Below are 14,892 nucleotides of genomic sequence, written 5' to 3'. Positions count from 1 at the left end.
AGTTATGATGTAATTTTTATTACGTTATTAAACCGGAAAATACCTTTTACGTAATTTCAATAAAAGATTATTACTAAGGAGATAGAAGGTTATGAGCAAAATTTCTGCTCACCTACCATCATCGATCACTCCCTTTTCAGTTATTAGCCAAATTGCCAGAAGAATCCGGATAATTCCTTTAGTAGTTTTGCTCATATCTACTGTTCCTGCGTGGTTTTTGATGGAAGCGATCGCACCTCAGGTTGTGCGAGCTTACACCGCCAGAGTTGATCTAGCTATTGACCGCCTGCCAAATGAAAACTATGAAACCGTTCTCAGAAGGGCGGAAGCAGCCGCTAGAGCATCTGCTCAACGGAGTTTTGATCAAGATATCTTGGTGACAGATATTTCAATCATTGTCTCCGTACAAAATAATGGAGCGATCGCACCAGTTTTGGCATTAGATGTCAGTCGTCCCCAATGGCGATCGCGTCCCGATGCTCAAATTTGGGCGACTTACTTCAAAACGGCGCAATCACTACTTTTCTTGGAAAATAGCCAGGACTTACCCAAAAAATAGTCGAAACCCTTATTTTCAGTAAGAGCAATTCATGTAGACGCTGCATCGGTGAGGGGGTCGGAGTCTTCTCCCAAGGGGAGACGCTAAGACCGATAGCGCAGCGTTAGCGAGTCCGCGAGCGTCTGGCGGTTCCCGTCGTTAGTGCAGCGTAAAGCCTACGGCATAGCTTCTCTACGAGACGCTACGCGAACGCTTAGAGAGCGTCTTGCGATAGTGAAGCGTAAAGCCTTCAGCATAGCTTCTCTACGAGAGAGACACTACGCGAACGCTTGCGAGTCTTCGAGCATCACCTTGAACCCGGAGGGCTTTTTGCAGAGTATTGCCCTTACTGTTGTCCTTGGCGTCAGTGGATGGCCTAGAATAGTAAGGTTGTCAAGAATTGCGATATCTGCTGACATGGCTGTTCCTAAGAAGAAAACTTCAAAATCAAAACGAGATAAACGTCGAGCTACTTGGAGGCATAAAGCTGTCGTCGAAGCTCAGAAAGCCCTGTCTCTGGGCAAATCAATTTTGACTGGACGTTCTACATTTGTATATCCAGCTGCTGAAGAAGAGGAAGAAGAATCATAATTTCTTAGTTAGGAAAAGCGTGAACAGCACTGATAGATTTGATTGCCAAAGTCACCAATCAAACTTCTTACCACTGGATAAATGCTTTTTTTAGCTTTCCTAATTGCATTATGAATCTTAGATACTCTACACAAGCTCATTAGAGCGAAAAAATTGGTAGTGAGTAATTGAGAATATCTATTACCCATTACCTATCATTTACAAGTAACGATCAAGTAATCATATAAAGAGTTAAACATCTAGGTTCTGTTAACAACTCAGCAAAAAAGCTTGTAAACATTTTGAGAAAACTTATTTTTCTCTAAACTATGCTAGGAAAATTTTTTCAGAAACCAGGGAAGGAAGAGAGCGAACGTGTCCCTCCTGGTCAACACTTAGCTAAAGGTTTCCCCGTATTAACTTACGGTGCAACTCCCGAAGTCAGTATTGAACAATGGGAATTTCGAGTTTGGGGTTTGGCAAAACCTGCTACCTTTTGTTGGTCAGACTTTATGGGGTTGCCTCAACACGAATTTACGGCAGACTTTCACTGTGTAACGCGCTGGTCTAAACTGGATGTCAAATGGACTGGCATAAAAGTTACGGATTTCATGGGTCTGATTGAGCTAGACCCCAAAGTAGCCTACATTATGGAACACTGCTACGGCGGCTACACTACCAATATTTCTATAGAAGATTTTATGCGCGAAGAAAACTTCTTTGCTTTTAAAGTCTTTGGTGAAGACCTTCCATCTGAACACGGTGGCCCGATGCGGCTAGTTGTTCCCCACCTCTACGCTTGGAAAAGTGCTAAGTGGATTAATGGTTTGGAATTTTTAGCTGCTGAAGAACTTGGTTTTTGGGAGCGCAATGGCTACCATCGCCGTGGTGAACCTTGGGCTGAGGAGCGTTACAGCAACGCTTTTGGATTTTAATAATTAATAGTTAAGAGTAGAAACGCGATTAATCGCGTCTGTACAGGAGTTAAGAATTTAGAGTTAAAAATTCATAACTCATAACTCTTAACTCTTAACTCGTAACTTTTTTAACCAAGAAATTTCTTGATTAGAGGCAATTTGCCCTGATATGGAGCGTATCGCCATTTTAAATCGAGCCAGAAAGAGTTTTGCAATACACTTTTGTTATGGGAAAATGTATCAAAACTGGCTTTGCCGTGATAGTTGCCAATACCGCTATCTCCCACCCCACCAAATGGTAAAGAAGAGACACCAAACTGCATCATTGTATCGTTGATACAGACTCCACCAGATGAAGTTTCCTGCAAAACTCGCTTTTGCAGGTTTTTGTTTTGAGAAAATAAGTATAATGCCAAGGGTTTAGGTTTAGAGTTAATCAAAGCGATTGCTTCTGCAATGTCAGTATATTCAATAATAGGTAGAATAGGCCCGAAAATTTCTTCCTGCATTATAGAATATTTTAAGGAAACATTATCAATCACTGTAGGGGCGATATAACGCTCTGAAGGTTGAGTTTCTCCACCAATGAGAACTTCACCATCTTTGAGAAGGTTAACTAATCTATCAAAGTGTTTTTGACTGACAATCCTGGCATAATCAGGACTGTTTACAGGATTATCGCCATAAAATTCTTTTACGCATTTTTCCAGCCCATCTATTAAATCTTTTTTAATTTTTTTATTAACTAAAAGATAGTCAGGGGCAATACAAGTTTGTCCAGCATTAATAAATTTGCCCCAAGTAATTCGTCTGATAGTGTGTTCAAGATTAATGTCACTATCTACTATACAAGGACTTTTACCACCCAATTCTAAAGTAACTGGCGTGAGATATTTTGCTGCTGCTACCATAACGCTTTTGCCGACGGCTGTGCCACCAGTAAAAAAGATATGGTCAAATTTTTCTGCTAGTAGTTTTTGACTTGCATCCACGCCTCCTTCAACTACTGCAAGATAAGCAGGGTCAAAATGTTTGGCAATAATGTTAGCAATGATATCAGACGTATGAGAAGCAATTTCTGAAGGTTTGATAATTGCACAATTTCCAGCTGCGATCGCACCTATTAACGGTGAGATAATTAAGTTAAATGGATAGTTCCAAGGGCCGATAATTAAAACAACCCCCAACGGTTCTGGATGAATTCTAGCTGAGTAAGAAAAAAAATCAAAGGAAACGGCTGCTTTTTTGGGCTTAGTCCAGGTTTTGAGATGTTTTATGGCATAATTTATTTCTTTGATGACACCGATTTCTGTAAGGTAAGTCTCCATTTCTGGTTTATGTAAATCTGCTTGTAATGCCTCGACTATTGACTGTTCATGCTCAATAATTGCTTGCCTAAGATTTTTCAGTTGTTCAATGCGAAAAGTAACATCTTTAGTTTTACCACTATTAAAAAAATCACGCTGATTCTGGATAATATCGCCAACATTAGATAATTCAGTGGTAATCATTATTTTGTCTCCTAAAAAAATAATTATTTTATGTTAACGTTGCTAAATAAGTATATTTTATTTATAATTTTTTAGTATTTAACTTTATTGCTTTAATATTTATTTAAACATTTAGTTAAAGATGAATAAATTTATAAATTATGAATTATCATATCTGCTAAAACTTTTGATAATTCATAATTTATAATTGCTAATTTTCTCATTTTTTAGTGGGTAGAATGACAATAAATACACTCCCTTTGCCCAACTCAGAATTTAGCAAAATAATGCCTTGATGCGCCTCGACAATTCGGCGAGCAAGGTAGAGTCCTAAGCCACTACCAGAACTCTTGTGGCTACCTTGACGAAACCGTTCAAATATGGTTGTTTGTTCTTCAGCAGGAATACCTGGGCCGGTATCCGCTATCTCAATACTAATATATTCAACAAAATTGGATTTTCCTGAGAATTGAGATTGACTATTTTTATCAAACTGGGGTTGAGAAGTTAAACGAATAGTAACAGACCCAGAGTCGGTAAATTTGATCGCATTCCCTATAAGATTGGTGAATAGACGATGCAATTCTAAGCGATCGCCCATCACTGTTTTTGTACTTGACTCCTCAGTAAAGTCTAAATTTAGGGACAGTGTTTTGTCTTGAGCTAGAGGTGCTAATTCTCCAGTCACTTCGTTTAGCAATTGACCCAGATTAACTGGTTGAAATGCCAAACTTTTACGACCTGCTTCAAAACGATAAACTTCCAATAAAGTATTCACCATAGAAAGCAGGTTGATATTGCTACGGGCCATGATGGCGATTACTTCCTGCATTTGCGTTGATAATGTTCCCAATGCACCTTGCTGAAATAGCATTAACATCCGATCGGCGGCTACCAAGGGAGTGCGTAAGTCGTGAGTGAGGCGGGAGACAAAATCTTCTCGCTGGCGGGCAATTTCATCACGTTCATCCATACTATGCTTCAAGCGCAGGAGCGATCGCACTCGTGCCAGCAATTCATCTACTGTTACAGGTTTGCGGATAAAATCATCAGCACCCAAATCTAAACCGTGGGCGACGTTGGGCGCATCGTGGGCAGTTATCAGCAATATGGGGATATATTGCGGCAATTTCATTTCACCGCGAATGTGCTTAGTAACTTCGTACCCATCCATATCTGGCATCATCAGATCCAGTAGAACTAAGTCGCAAGGGGATGCTTTCAATTCTGCCAAGGCGGAAATCCCATTTTCTGCGGTGCTAATGGTGTAACCTTCTTCCTCCAAAATAGTTTTGATCAAAAACACGTTATCAGGAGAGTCATCGACAACCAGAATTTTGTCAGAGCGAGAAGATTGTGAAGTCATATAGATGCAAGGTACGGGGTAAAAGTAAATTTTTGTAAGACTAGCTGTATTTGTAACAATTTGTCTGCCAAGTTTTTTAGTAAGTCTCCCTACCTAAAAAGTCTTTTTTACTATTAAATTATGGCTGGTAAAATTTTAGCTTTGGATACAGCAGATGGTGGAATGACTTATGTTGCCTTTGATGTACCGATTTTCGTAAGTAACTGAAGATATAATTACGTAGGCGATCGCCCAAGAGTTAAGAATGCCTTCTGAGTTATTTAGGACAATATACTTCTTATGGTAGAGCGAACTTTCCCGTATTTAGGATAAGTCCTGTTCAGCATTCTGCACAATTTGTTTTCAAAATTAGAGCATAGAGGAAACTGTTGCCTCCTTCACAACTAGCCACTTGTGTCTGAATTGTTCTCTTTTGCTAGCTCCGGCAGAGATTTTAGAGATGTTTTGATCAAAATCCAATCCAAAGAGAGTACAAAAATCTGCATTTTCAGAAAGTGGTTAAGGCGTTGGAAGCTTTTATCCGTCAACAACCATGCCCAAATTTTTTCCAGTAGTAGTTTTAGGATGACTTCAATAAACTTGTTGATAACGAGGGGGATTAGTGTTTCTAGCATTGCGTTGCGATCGCCTCAGTTGCTTGATTGAGTTCAATGTCGCAATTTTGTTTTGTAGTTATTTATTTGACTTGTAATGACTTAGATTGACTTGTCTTGACATATCTCTATTAGCCGCCAATCTCTGGAAACGCAAGCTAAACTGAACTTTAAGGCAATTTCACATTAGGTATATGTCGTTACCAAGGGACTTCCTGACACAACTAGAGCAATACAGCGAATTGTCAAACCGAGAAAAGGCGGTCTTTTTGGAAATCTTTGGTAATGGCAAGAGTCGAGTTCAAGTTACACAAGTACTAAACATTTCTGACAGCAATCTCAGCAGTTGTCTAACGGGGATTTACAAGAAATTCTGTATCAATGGCAGTGGGCCTGTGAAAGAAACCTGCTTGCGAGAGTATCTCGAAAAGCGATATATACAGCAGAAACCTTGTGGTAACTCAACGGCTGATTTTGCAGAGGATGGTATTGATGTTCTAGTTCAAGAAATCCGCGAAAAGGTCAAATCCAGCATTAAAGAAAAGTGTGGAACGATGCGCGTGCTGGATATGGATCAGCCTATTGAGTTAACCGGAGAGCGAGGCATCTATACTAACGTTAACATTCTGGAGAAAACAACAAAACGCAGGCGACAGAAAATTGAGGAACTGCTGCAAAAGTTTGATCTAGAGGACTTTGATCGTTTTGGACTCAATGGAGCTACTGAAAAGCGAGTGCCAGGACTGGAAGCAGTGCAGCGTCACAAGAAACTAATGGTTTTGGGTAAACCAGGTGCGGGAAAGACCACATTTTTGAAGTATGTGGCGATGCAGTGCATTGAGGGGCAGTTTTTGACAAACCGAGTTCCCGTATTTATCATCTTTAAGGACTTCGCACAAGACCCTAAACAGCTAGATATTTTCCAGTACATTACTCAACAATTATTTATCTGTGGTATCCACAATAGCAGCGTGAAAACTGAGCAATTGTTGAGACAGGGTAAAGTTTTGGTTTTACTGGATGGTCTGGATGAAGTTAGGGAAGAAGATATAAAGCGTATTTTATGGCAAACTCGGGAGATTTCCGAACAGTTCCACACCAATCAATTTGTTATAAGCTGTCGGATAGCTGCTAAAAAATACACATTTGAACAGTTTACTGAAGTGGAAGTGGCAGATTTTGACGAAGAACAGATTGCTATTTTTGCTCACAACTGGTTCCGCTTAAACTACCAACTGAAAGCTGAAATATTTATTGAAAAACTACAAGCTAACAAACGGATTTTTGAACTAGCAACTAATCCATTATTGCTAACCTTGCTGTGTTTGGTATTTGAAGAAAATGCAGATTTTCCAGAAAATCGTTCAGAACTTTATAAAGAAGGGTTAGATATATTGCTTAAGAAGTGGGATGCCAAACGTAGTATTGAGCGCCATCAAGTTTATAAAAATTTATCATTGTACTGTAAAGAAGATTTACTTAGTGAAATTGCTTTTACTACCTTTGAGCAGAAAAACTATTTTTTTAAACAAAAAAATGTAGAGGCATATATCGCCGAGTTTCTCAGTAATTTACAAGATGCTAATTTAGATGCAGAGGTTTTGAGATTTGATAGCGAAGACGTTTTGAAATCTATTGAAGCCCAGCATGGGTTATTGGTGGAAAGAGCAAAAGGAATTTATTCTTTTTCACATCTTACTTTTCAAGAGTATTTCTGTGCTAAAAAAATTGTAGCAATTTTAGCATATGAAACTTTAGTGCAACATATCAATGATAAACGCTGGCAGGAGGTATTTTTGCTAACGTTTGAAATTATGGTAAATGTAGATAATTTAGTATTATTAATGAAACGAGCAATTGATAATTTAACGTTGTCGGATGAAAAATTACAGCATTTTTTAGAATGGCTCGATTGTAAATCTAGTTCATTTGAATATTTTTACAAGCCAGCTGCTATAAGAGCATTATATTTTGAAATGACTTTAGATAGCGAGCAAAATAAATTAGATAATGCTTTAGGATGGGATTCAAAAAGTACTTTATATGGTTTAGATAATGCTTTGGGATGGGATTCAGAAGACACTTTAGATGATATAGAGATAGATTGGTTACTCAATAATGCTCTCACAAATACTCTTGTTCTTAGTGATGACTTAGCTAGCGCTTTTTTTCAAGGTCTTAATGCTACTGATATTCTTGATGAAACTATTGATAAATCATCCCGTGGACAAGCGTTAGTTGCTCGAGATGATGCTTGGTGTAATATAGCTGATCTTGATGATTTTCTTATAAATGCTACAGGTTTAGCTTCTTCTTTTCAATCAGAATTAAAAACCGCATTGCAGTTACTAAGAGATAAACTAAATGAGGCAATACCAGAATGGGAAAACCTATTTGAAAAATTATAAGAATTTGGAGAATGGTGGCAGGAAAATAGTCAAACTTGGACGGAGCAATTAATAGCTTTGATGATTGAACATCGTAATATTGGTCATAAGTGGCAGTTTAGTTCTAGACAAGCTCAACTACTACAACAGTATTATAATAGTAACAAGCTTTTGGTAAACTGCTTAAACAGCGATTGTAATATTAGCGAGAAACTTCGACAAGAGATTGAGCATAACTTGCTATTACCAATAAGTAAATTAGAAACGGCAAATAACAAAGAAATTTTCTAATTTTGCATTTTAAACCTTTATCCATATTTTGCTTATGAAAGGGAGTGTGCAATTCGATAATCCCTTATTGGTAACTTCTGACTTCAGTAAATTAGTTTTTGATGAATTAAAACAAAAAGTACCTCTGTGCCATTGGTAAAACTGTCGCAGGTTCACAAATGAGCAACTCACCATCTGCTCTGACTTGATATGTTTCTGGATCAACTTCAATATGGGGTAGTGCATCATTCAGCTTCATATCTCGCTTACTCAATTGGCGTGTTCCAGAAACTGCAACTGCTGTCTTTTGTAAACCTAACTGGCTGGGAATTTCTTTCTCTAAAGCTGCTTGCGAAACAAAAGTTAATGATGTAGCATGACGCGCCCCTGCAAAACTACCAAACATTGGTCGCATATACACTGGTTGCGGTGTGGGAATACTGGCGTTGGCATCGCCCATTTGCGACCATGCAATCATTCCGCCTTTAATTACTATCTCTGGCTTGACGCCAAAAAATGCCGGACGCCACAAACATAAATCTGCTAGTTTTCCCTCTTCCACTGAACCCACATATTGAGCAATTCCGTGAGCGATCGCTGGGTTAATCGTATACTTAGCAACATATCTTTTTGCTCTAAAATTGTCTGCTTTTTCCTCAGTTCCTTGTGGGTTCAAAGTTCCCCGTTGTACCTTCATTTTATGAGATGTCTGCCAGGTGCGAATTATTACCTCGCCTACTCGTCCCATTGCCTGGGAATCAGAAGAAATCATGCTAAATGCGCCTAAGTCGTGCAAAATGTCTTCAGCAGCAATGGTTTCTCGGCGAATGCGGGACTCAGCAAAAGCGACATCTTCGGCGATCGCAGGGTCGAGGTGATGGCATACCATCAACATATCCAGGTGTTCGTCTAAGGTGTTGAGGGTGTAAGGACGTGTAGGGTTGGTGGAAGATGGCAGAACATTGGCTTGGCTGCAAACTTTGATGATATCTGGTGCGTGTCCGCCGCCTGCACCCTCAGTGTGGTAGGTGTGGATGACACGATTCTTGAAAGCAGCGATCGTATCTTCGACAAATCCGGCTTCGTTCAGGGTATCAGTATGAATCGCTACTTGCACATCATATTCATCCGCAACACTAAGACAAGTATCAATTGCTGCGGGTGTGGTTCCCCAGTCTTCATGTAGTTTTAACCCCATTGCACCGGCGGCTACTTGTTCTACAAGTCCTTGGGGTTGACTAGCGTTACCTTTACCCAAAAATCCTAAGTTGACGGAAAAAGCATCAGCAGCTTGTAGCATTCGGTAAATATTCCAAGGGCCGGGGGTGCAGGTAGTGGCATTTGTACCTGTAGCTGGGCCAGTACCACCACCGATCATTGTGGTAATCCCAGAAGCGATCGCCACTTCAATCTGTTGAGGACAAATAAAATGAATATGAGCATCGATACCGCCAGCAGTGAGAATCATTCCTTCACCGGCTAAGGCTTCAGTTCCAGGGCCAATAATGATATCTACATTATTTTGAATATAAGGATTTCCAGCTTTACCAATTTTGAAAATCTTACCATCTTTAATGCCGATATCTGCTTTGACAATACCCCACCAATCGAGAATTAAGGCATTAGTAATCACTAAATCTACAGCACCATCGGAATTAGAAATGGGGGATTGTCCCATTCCGTCTCTGATAACTTTACCGCCACCAAATTTCACTTCATCGCCGTAGGTGGTGAAATCTTGTTCAACTTCAATAAATAATTCTGTGTCTGCAAGTCGGATGTGATCGCCTACTGTTGGACCGTAGGTTTCGCCGTAGGCGCGGCGATCCATTCTATAAGGCATATAAAATCCTTTTTTTAAACGCAAAGGTACGCGAAGGTTTTTAGAGATTTCCGTTAATTTGGGCGTTGAAGCCGTAGACTTGACGAGTACCAACCAGGGGAATTAAAGTTATTTCTTTTTCATCGCCTGGTTCAAAGCGGACTGCAGTTCCGGCGGGGATATCGAGGCGCATTCCTCTGGCTTGTTCTCTGTCAAAGTTTAAGGCGGTGTTGACTTCATGAAAGTGATAGTGGGAACCGACTTGTATGGGGCGATCGCCTGCATTTGATACTTGTAATTTTATAGTTGGACGACCAACATTTAGTTCAATTTCACCTGCTGGTGTGATAATTTCTCCAGGAATCATAATAAATTTCAAATTTCCAAACTAACGAATTGGATTATGTACTGTTACTAACTTTGTGCCATCAGGAAAAGTTGCTTCTACCTGCACTTCATGCACCATTTCTGATATCCCTTCCATGACATCATCCCGCGTTAAGAGAGTTGTACCATAACTCATCAATTCAGCTACAGTTTGCCCATCTCTCGCCCCTTCTAAAATGGCAGCAGAAATATAAGCGATCGCTTCGGGATAATTCAGTTTTAAACCCCTTGCTTTACGTCTTTCTGCTAATAAAGCAGCTGTAAAAATTAATAGCTTATCTTTTTCCTGCGGTGTAAGTTGCATTCGTACCTCCTCTGTGGTTCGTTCAAACCTGCCACACTCTTGGTATACAATTACCACGATTCAAAAAAGAAACTCGAAGCAACTGCCAAACATCAATAAACCAGTTTCTCACCTCAGATGTAGAAATACCACGATATCGACACAATAATCCATGTTGTAACCTAGTAACACCTGCTTCTCCTTCCCCATGCCATAAATTTCGCGTTTTTTCCACAATTTCTGCGGAAACTGCACTACTAACCCAAACTAGACTACCTACTATTGGTTTTCCAGCCAAGCCGTGAGGACTGTGAAAAATATCTTCACTAGCTGGTAAATATTGGCGATCGATCCACAAAGGAATACCTTGCTGCCATATTTCCGTGTGCGATCGCCATTCTCCAAGGTAAAATTTTTCTCCTCTAGCACTGCGACCAAATCGGGTAATTTCCCAGCCTAACCAACTAGCCCCGGTTGCTAATTCTACCCGTAAATCTTGCCGATAAATCGCGTCGTTAAATAAAATTGTCTCTTGGGGCAACCATTCTAAACAAGCACCAGCATCAACTTGCATCTGGATGGTTTGTCTAGCTTGTAAGCCATTACTACGATATATCTTGCTTGCAGCAGCTGTAGTGATTAAGGCTTGGGTTTGAGGTTGGAGGTGGATGATAGAGGATAAGCGATCGCCTCCCACCATTCCCCCTGCCGTGTGTAAAATTACGCTATGACAAATTTCCCCTTCTGGATAAAATGGGCGTTGTACCTTCAGGGGCGCTTGTTGGTGGTTATAAATTAATTGGGTTTTACCCTGGCGATCGGCATAGACTAAATTAAGTTTGCCATGCCAACCTTCTGCTATTTGTGAATTGCAGATCATTTATAGATTCAAGGTTAAAGTTCAGATATTTTATATTTTTTTAATGCATTCTTTGCTCTTTACTTGCAATTTATTATGACTTTTTCGCCAATATTACATAATCATCTAATGTATAGTGTAACTGATGCTTATGACCAAAATACTTTTTGAGTATTGGACTCATGTACAGTTGTTTTGGTAACTTTTCTCGAGCAAATTTACCAAATTCGGCAATGGGCAAAGGTGTTCTTAAACCTGTTGAGGTTAGATATCTATACCAGACCAACTCTAATCCCAATTCTGCCAGAAATTTATCCACTACGTTTTTTTCTTTTTCTTGATTTTCAACTTGGTGAACATCGTAAATTTTGAATAGCTTCTTATCTTGCACAATCAGCAGAATATAACCTGAGTTTTTTAAGCTTGTGGCAAATATTTGCTTGTAAGTATTATTAGCTTCAACCCTCTTAGCTTTATCTATAAAGAAGCAGTGGGAAATTACGATAAAGTCGAAAAAATCTTTGGGTAGATTATTATATTGAGTTTTCCAATTAAAAATATCAGTAGTAACAAAACGGAAATAAGCATTTACTGCGGTTAGGCGCGACTCTATATATCGTCGCCAAAACTGAAGTCCCCGAAACTGAAAGGCATCTTGTTTTTCTAAAGAGTAATAGGATATGTGCATTTGTGGTATATCAAAAAAACCGCTACTACTTTGGAGAAATAAAGCTAAACCATAAGCAACTGTTCCTGGGCCTGCTGCAATATCAAGGATATTAACCTTACTTGGTAGTAAAGCAGCCTGGTAAATGAGAAACCAAGCTAAATATATACAATATACATTTTCTAAAAAATACTTCATAAAATAGACATGAGGAGTTAGACTAAAACGATAGTCTGGATCTTGTCCATTTTTTAAGTTATTAATATCCTCAAGAGCGTCTTCTAACTTGATAAATAACTGTTTATCAGGAATTTTACTAAATTCTTCATTGAGATATTCAACTAGCCTTGATTCAAAATCATCAAATATCCGTTCATCAATACCAGTAGATTGTAGTTTATATTCATCATGCTGGATTAAATTAAAAACTTTATAGATATATTTAATAAATTCTTCATCTGGCTTTAAGATGAAATTATCTTTTTGTTGAGACGTTTCTGTTAATTGTCTAGTTAAAGTTTCTGTTTGTCGTTTGTATTCTTGGGAATAACGTTCAAGTTGAAGTTTATCCCTAAATAGTTTTTCTAACCATGAGAATTTTGCACCTGATTTTTGAATCTCTTGCAAGAGCTGCACTGCACGTCGGACATCTCCACGTTTTAAAGATAATTTGAACTGTTGACTTTGCCACCAATTAACGATAAGATTATTCATAACCAAATCCCTGTTTACCTTCCATAATTTCTACACCTGGAAGCTGAGAAACTAACTTTTCCTTAAATTTCATATAGCTTAATTTATCATTTTCATACCACCAAGCGTATTTTTGCTTAATTTCTTCAGCTTCTTGACGAGTTGATGCGATGAGAGAACGACTATCGCTAGGATGAAAAGCTTGAATTACAACTCTATTGGCGAGCGCTAGTTTATCAATAAAAGCAGCTTCATCTATTGGTAAAGTAGGAAGTAAAGGGGTAATTGTGATAGAAATTTTAGGAAGAAAACCTTTATAATAATCAATACTTTGTTTAATTTTAGTGATGGCATTTAGTCTGGCTTTAATACTGGGCGATCGCGGTTCAAAATCTTTTCTCACTAATTCACTACCAGTGGGAATGCTCATATTAATTCGCAATCGCTTAAATCGCTGTAAAAAATCAATATCTCTAATAATAATTGGGCTACGAGTTTGAATCACCAAAGTTGGTGTTGGATAACCGTCAATTCCCACATCTAGCATTACCTCCAACAACCGACGAGTCAATTGATGTTTAGACTCAAGTGGTTGATAAGGATCGGTAACGCTACTCATGTATATGCTAGGAGAAATCTGGGGATTTTTTTCATACCATTTTTTTAATTCTTTCGCTAAAATATCAGCAGAATTTTCCTTAAAAATTACCCATTTACCCCAATCTTCGCGCATTTGAGCATTAGGACTAAATGCAGCAGCATAGCAATAACTACAACCGTATTGACATCCCCTATAAGGATTTAGAGTAAAATCATAATTACCAATAAAACCAGTAGCTTTTGTTAAAAGTGATTTAGCATTTTGTGCATAAACATTGGCATCTCCAAACTTTTCTCTGATTAATTTGGTAGGAATGCATTCGCAATAACCTTGATATTTTGGTTGTGCCATGTAACTCTTGATATTTATTGAGAGTGAATTAACGCACCCTACTTTTTATGATTCCCATTTTTATTTTAAAATTGCTTCACCAAGGTGTACGCTAGTGCAATAGACCATATAGACAAAACCATTTTCATCACGAAAGCGCTGATATAATTCTTGAAATTTATCAATAAGCTGTTCGTATGCCCAACCTTCATGTGGGAGGTAAGAAACACTCATTGCTCTACCAATAAGTCCAGTTAAATCCAACTGTTGTTTATGAGTAAAAATATATTCTTGAATGTTAATAAAATAAGGAGTTACTAACAGTGGCTCTACCGACTGCATTCGAGATTCTGCTGGGTGATTATTAGATGCTTCGCGGACTATTCGGCTATATTCTGTAGTTAACGCATCTTCTTGATCGCGATTATTCCACACTACAGCCAAGCGTGCTGATGGTTTTAAAATACGGTGAAATTCCAATAAAGTCAGTTCAGGATTGAACCAGTGGAAAGCTTGAAAACAAGTAACTAAATCAACTGAATTATCAGGTAGTTGGGTAAATTCTGCTGTTCCATCACGAAACTTAATCAAAGGATGTGCTTGGGCGGCTTCTCGCATTGCTGCATTTGGTTCTATGGCGATGACATTAACTCCGCGTTCGGCTAACAATCTTGAAGCAATTCCTGTACCTGCACCAATATCTGCTGCTACGAGTTGTGAATTTTCACATAATCCTTCCAAGATAATATTAATTGCATCTGCGGGATAGCTTGGTCGATATTTCACATAATCTTCTGCTCTGTCAGAAAATCGATTGAGTGGGTTTAAGGTATGTAAGGGGGTTGTTTCAGGATTAATTTGGCTCATGGGTTTTGGTGTAAAAGTAGAAGTGCGTAGGCGTGTACTTTTTTGCCTAATCGTGCAAGCGCATCTTTGAAATTCCATGTAATAATTGTTTTGCCAACACCGCCTTTATTGTTAAAAATTGAAATTACTTTAGTTTTATTGCTACTCATCTCTTCCAATCTAGTGTTTTTTTACGTGATTATACTTATTATATTAATGATGTGTCAATTTATCCAAAACGCCGATTTAATAGACCAAAGCACGCGAGGAAAT

Annotated in this window: 14 protein-coding genes and 1 pseudogene; 5 read left to right on the top strand and 10 right to left on the bottom strand. The window is 38.7% G+C overall.

The window, feature by feature from the left end:
• Window positions 1–91 precede the first annotated feature (91 nt).
• The 3 genes from V7L20_RS30235 to V7L20_RS30225 all read left to right on the top strand — a co-directional run bounded on the left by V7L20_RS30235 (window position 92) and on the right by V7L20_RS30225 (window position 2,043).
• A complete protein-coding gene (locus tag V7L20_RS30235; RefSeq protein WP_334747612.1) occupies window positions 92–559 on the top strand; it encodes a hypothetical protein in 468 nt (155 codons plus the stop codon).
• A gap of 396 nt (window positions 560–955) precedes the next feature.
• On the top strand, window positions 956–1,129 hold the full coding sequence (gene rpmF, locus V7L20_RS30230; protein ID WP_094328804.1) for a 50S ribosomal protein L32: 174 nt from the start codon (window positions 956–958) through the stop codon (window positions 1,127–1,129).
• Between the two features lie 308 nt (window positions 1,130–1,437).
• A complete protein-coding gene (locus tag V7L20_RS30225; RefSeq protein WP_334747611.1) occupies window positions 1,438–2,043 on the top strand; it encodes a sulfite oxidase-like oxidoreductase in 606 nt (201 codons plus the stop codon).
• A gap of 110 nt (window positions 2,044–2,153) precedes the next feature.
• On the opposite strand, the gene V7L20_RS30220 is transcribed toward V7L20_RS30225, so the two are convergent.
• Both V7L20_RS30220 and V7L20_RS30215 read right to left on the bottom strand, forming a co-directional pair.
• A complete protein-coding gene (locus V7L20_RS30220) occupies window positions 2,154–3,536 on the bottom strand; it encodes an aldehyde dehydrogenase (RefSeq protein WP_334747610.1) in 1,383 nt (460 codons plus the stop codon).
• A gap of 199 nt (window positions 3,537–3,735) precedes the next feature.
• Window positions 3,736–4,881, bottom strand: a complete 1,146-nt coding sequence (locus tag V7L20_RS30215; RefSeq protein WP_334747609.1) for a hybrid sensor histidine kinase/response regulator — start codon at window positions 4,879–4,881, stop codon at window positions 3,736–3,738.
• A gap of 862 nt (window positions 4,882–5,743) precedes the next feature.
• On the opposite strand from V7L20_RS30215, the gene V7L20_RS30210 reads away from it, so the two are divergent.
• Both V7L20_RS30210 and V7L20_RS32915 read left to right on the top strand, forming a co-directional pair.
• Window positions 5,744–7,882, top strand: coding sequence for an NACHT domain-containing protein (locus V7L20_RS30210; protein WP_334747608.1), 2,139 nt, complete (start codon window positions 5,744–5,746; stop codon window positions 7,880–7,882).
• A 15-nt stretch (window positions 7,883–7,897) separates the two neighbouring features.
• Window positions 7,898–8,152, top strand: a pseudogene (locus V7L20_RS32915) (NACHT C-terminal helical domain 2-containing protein); the annotation flags it as partial.
• Between the two features lie 106 nt (window positions 8,153–8,258).
• On the opposite strand, the gene ureC reads toward V7L20_RS32915, so the two are convergent.
• The 8 genes from ureC to V7L20_RS30170 form a co-directional block, all read right to left on the bottom strand.
• On the bottom strand, window positions 8,259–9,974 hold the full coding sequence (ureC, locus tag V7L20_RS30205; protein ID WP_334747607.1) for an urease subunit alpha: 1,716 nt from the start codon (window positions 9,972–9,974) through the stop codon (window positions 8,259–8,261).
• A gap of 40 nt (window positions 9,975–10,014) precedes the next feature.
• Entirely contained in the window at window positions 10,015–10,320 is a 306-nt protein-coding gene (locus tag V7L20_RS30200) for an urease subunit beta (protein WP_334747606.1), read from the bottom strand.
• A 21-nt stretch (window positions 10,321–10,341) separates the two neighbouring features.
• Entirely contained in the window at window positions 10,342–10,644 is a 303-nt protein-coding gene (gene ureA, locus V7L20_RS30195) for an urease subunit gamma (RefSeq protein ID WP_334747605.1), read from the bottom strand.
• Between the two features lie 22 nt (window positions 10,645–10,666).
• Window positions 10,667–11,503 carry an urease accessory protein UreD gene (locus V7L20_RS30190; protein WP_334747604.1) on the bottom strand — a complete coding sequence of 279 codons (837 nt, stop codon included), beginning with the start codon at window positions 11,501–11,503 and terminating at the stop codon, window positions 10,667–10,669.
• Window positions 11,504–11,576: 73 nt separating this feature from the next.
• Window positions 11,577–12,863 (bottom strand): photosystem II assembly protein, encoded by a 1,287-nt coding sequence (locus tag V7L20_RS30185; protein ID WP_334747603.1) that lies wholly within the window; start codon window positions 12,861–12,863, stop codon window positions 11,577–11,579.
• Window positions 12,856–13,794 carry an SPL family radical SAM protein gene (locus tag V7L20_RS30180; protein ID WP_334747602.1) on the bottom strand — a complete coding sequence of 313 codons (939 nt, stop codon included), beginning with the start codon at window positions 13,792–13,794 and terminating at the stop codon, window positions 12,856–12,858. The genes V7L20_RS30185 and V7L20_RS30180 overlap by 8 nt, the downstream gene beginning before the upstream one ends.
• Before the next feature lie 60 nt (window positions 13,795–13,854).
• Entirely contained in the window at window positions 13,855–14,640 is a 786-nt protein-coding gene (locus V7L20_RS30175; RefSeq protein WP_334747601.1) for a class I SAM-dependent methyltransferase, read from the bottom strand.
• Complete coding sequence (locus V7L20_RS30170; protein ID WP_334747600.1) at window positions 14,637–14,789, bottom strand: ParA family protein; 153 nt, start codon at window positions 14,787–14,789, stop codon at window positions 14,637–14,639. The genes V7L20_RS30175 and V7L20_RS30170 overlap by 4 nt, the downstream gene beginning before the upstream one ends.
• Between the last annotated feature and the right edge of the window lie 103 nt (window positions 14,790–14,892).

This window comes from Nostoc sp. (genome assembly GCF_036916735.1).
Taxonomy (GTDB): Bacteria; Cyanobacteriota; Cyanobacteriia; order Cyanobacteriales; family Nostocaceae; genus Nostoc.
Note: the sequence above shows the minus strand (reverse complement) of the source record. Positions and strands in the feature narration are given on the sequence as shown.

Coding starts and splice junctions, on each gene's coding strand:
- V7L20_RS30180 (WP_334747602.1), bottom strand. CDS start 13,794: ATGGCACAACCAAAATATCAAGGTTATTGCGAATGCATTCCTACCAAA.
- V7L20_RS30190 (WP_334747604.1), bottom strand. CDS start 11,503: ATGATCTGCAATTCACAAATAGCAGAAGGTTGGCATGGCAAACTTAAT.
- ureA (WP_334747605.1), bottom strand. CDS start 10,644: ATGCAACTTACACCGCAGGAAAAAGATAAGCTATTAATTTTTACAGCT.
- rpmF (WP_094328804.1), top strand. CDS start 956: ATGGCTGTTCCTAAGAAGAAAACTTCAAAATCAAAACGAGATAAACGT.
- V7L20_RS30185 (WP_334747603.1), bottom strand. CDS start 12,863: ATGAATAATCTTATCGTTAATTGGTGGCAAAGTCAACAGTTCAAATTA.
- V7L20_RS30235 (WP_334747612.1), top strand. CDS start 92: ATGAGCAAAATTTCTGCTCACCTACCATCATCGATCACTCCCTTTTCA.
- V7L20_RS30175 (WP_334747601.1), bottom strand. CDS start 14,640: ATGAGCCAAATTAATCCTGAAACAACCCCCTTACATACCTTAAACCCA.
- V7L20_RS30225 (WP_334747611.1), top strand. CDS start 1,438: ATGCTAGGAAAATTTTTTCAGAAACCAGGGAAGGAAGAGAGCGAACGT.
- ureC (WP_334747607.1), bottom strand. CDS start 9,974: ATGCCTTATAGAATGGATCGCCGCGCCTACGGCGAAACCTACGGTCCA.
- V7L20_RS30170 (WP_334747600.1), bottom strand. CDS start 14,789: ATGAGTAGCAATAAAACTAAAGTAATTTCAATTTTTAACAATAAAGGC.
- V7L20_RS30215 (WP_334747609.1), bottom strand. CDS start 4,881: ATGACTTCACAATCTTCTCGCTCTGACAAAATTCTGGTTGTCGATGAC.
- V7L20_RS30220 (WP_334747610.1), bottom strand. CDS start 3,536: ATGATTACCACTGAATTATCTAATGTTGGCGATATTATCCAGAATCAG.
- V7L20_RS30200 (WP_334747606.1), bottom strand. CDS start 10,320: ATGATTCCTGGAGAAATTATCACACCAGCAGGTGAAATTGAACTAAAT.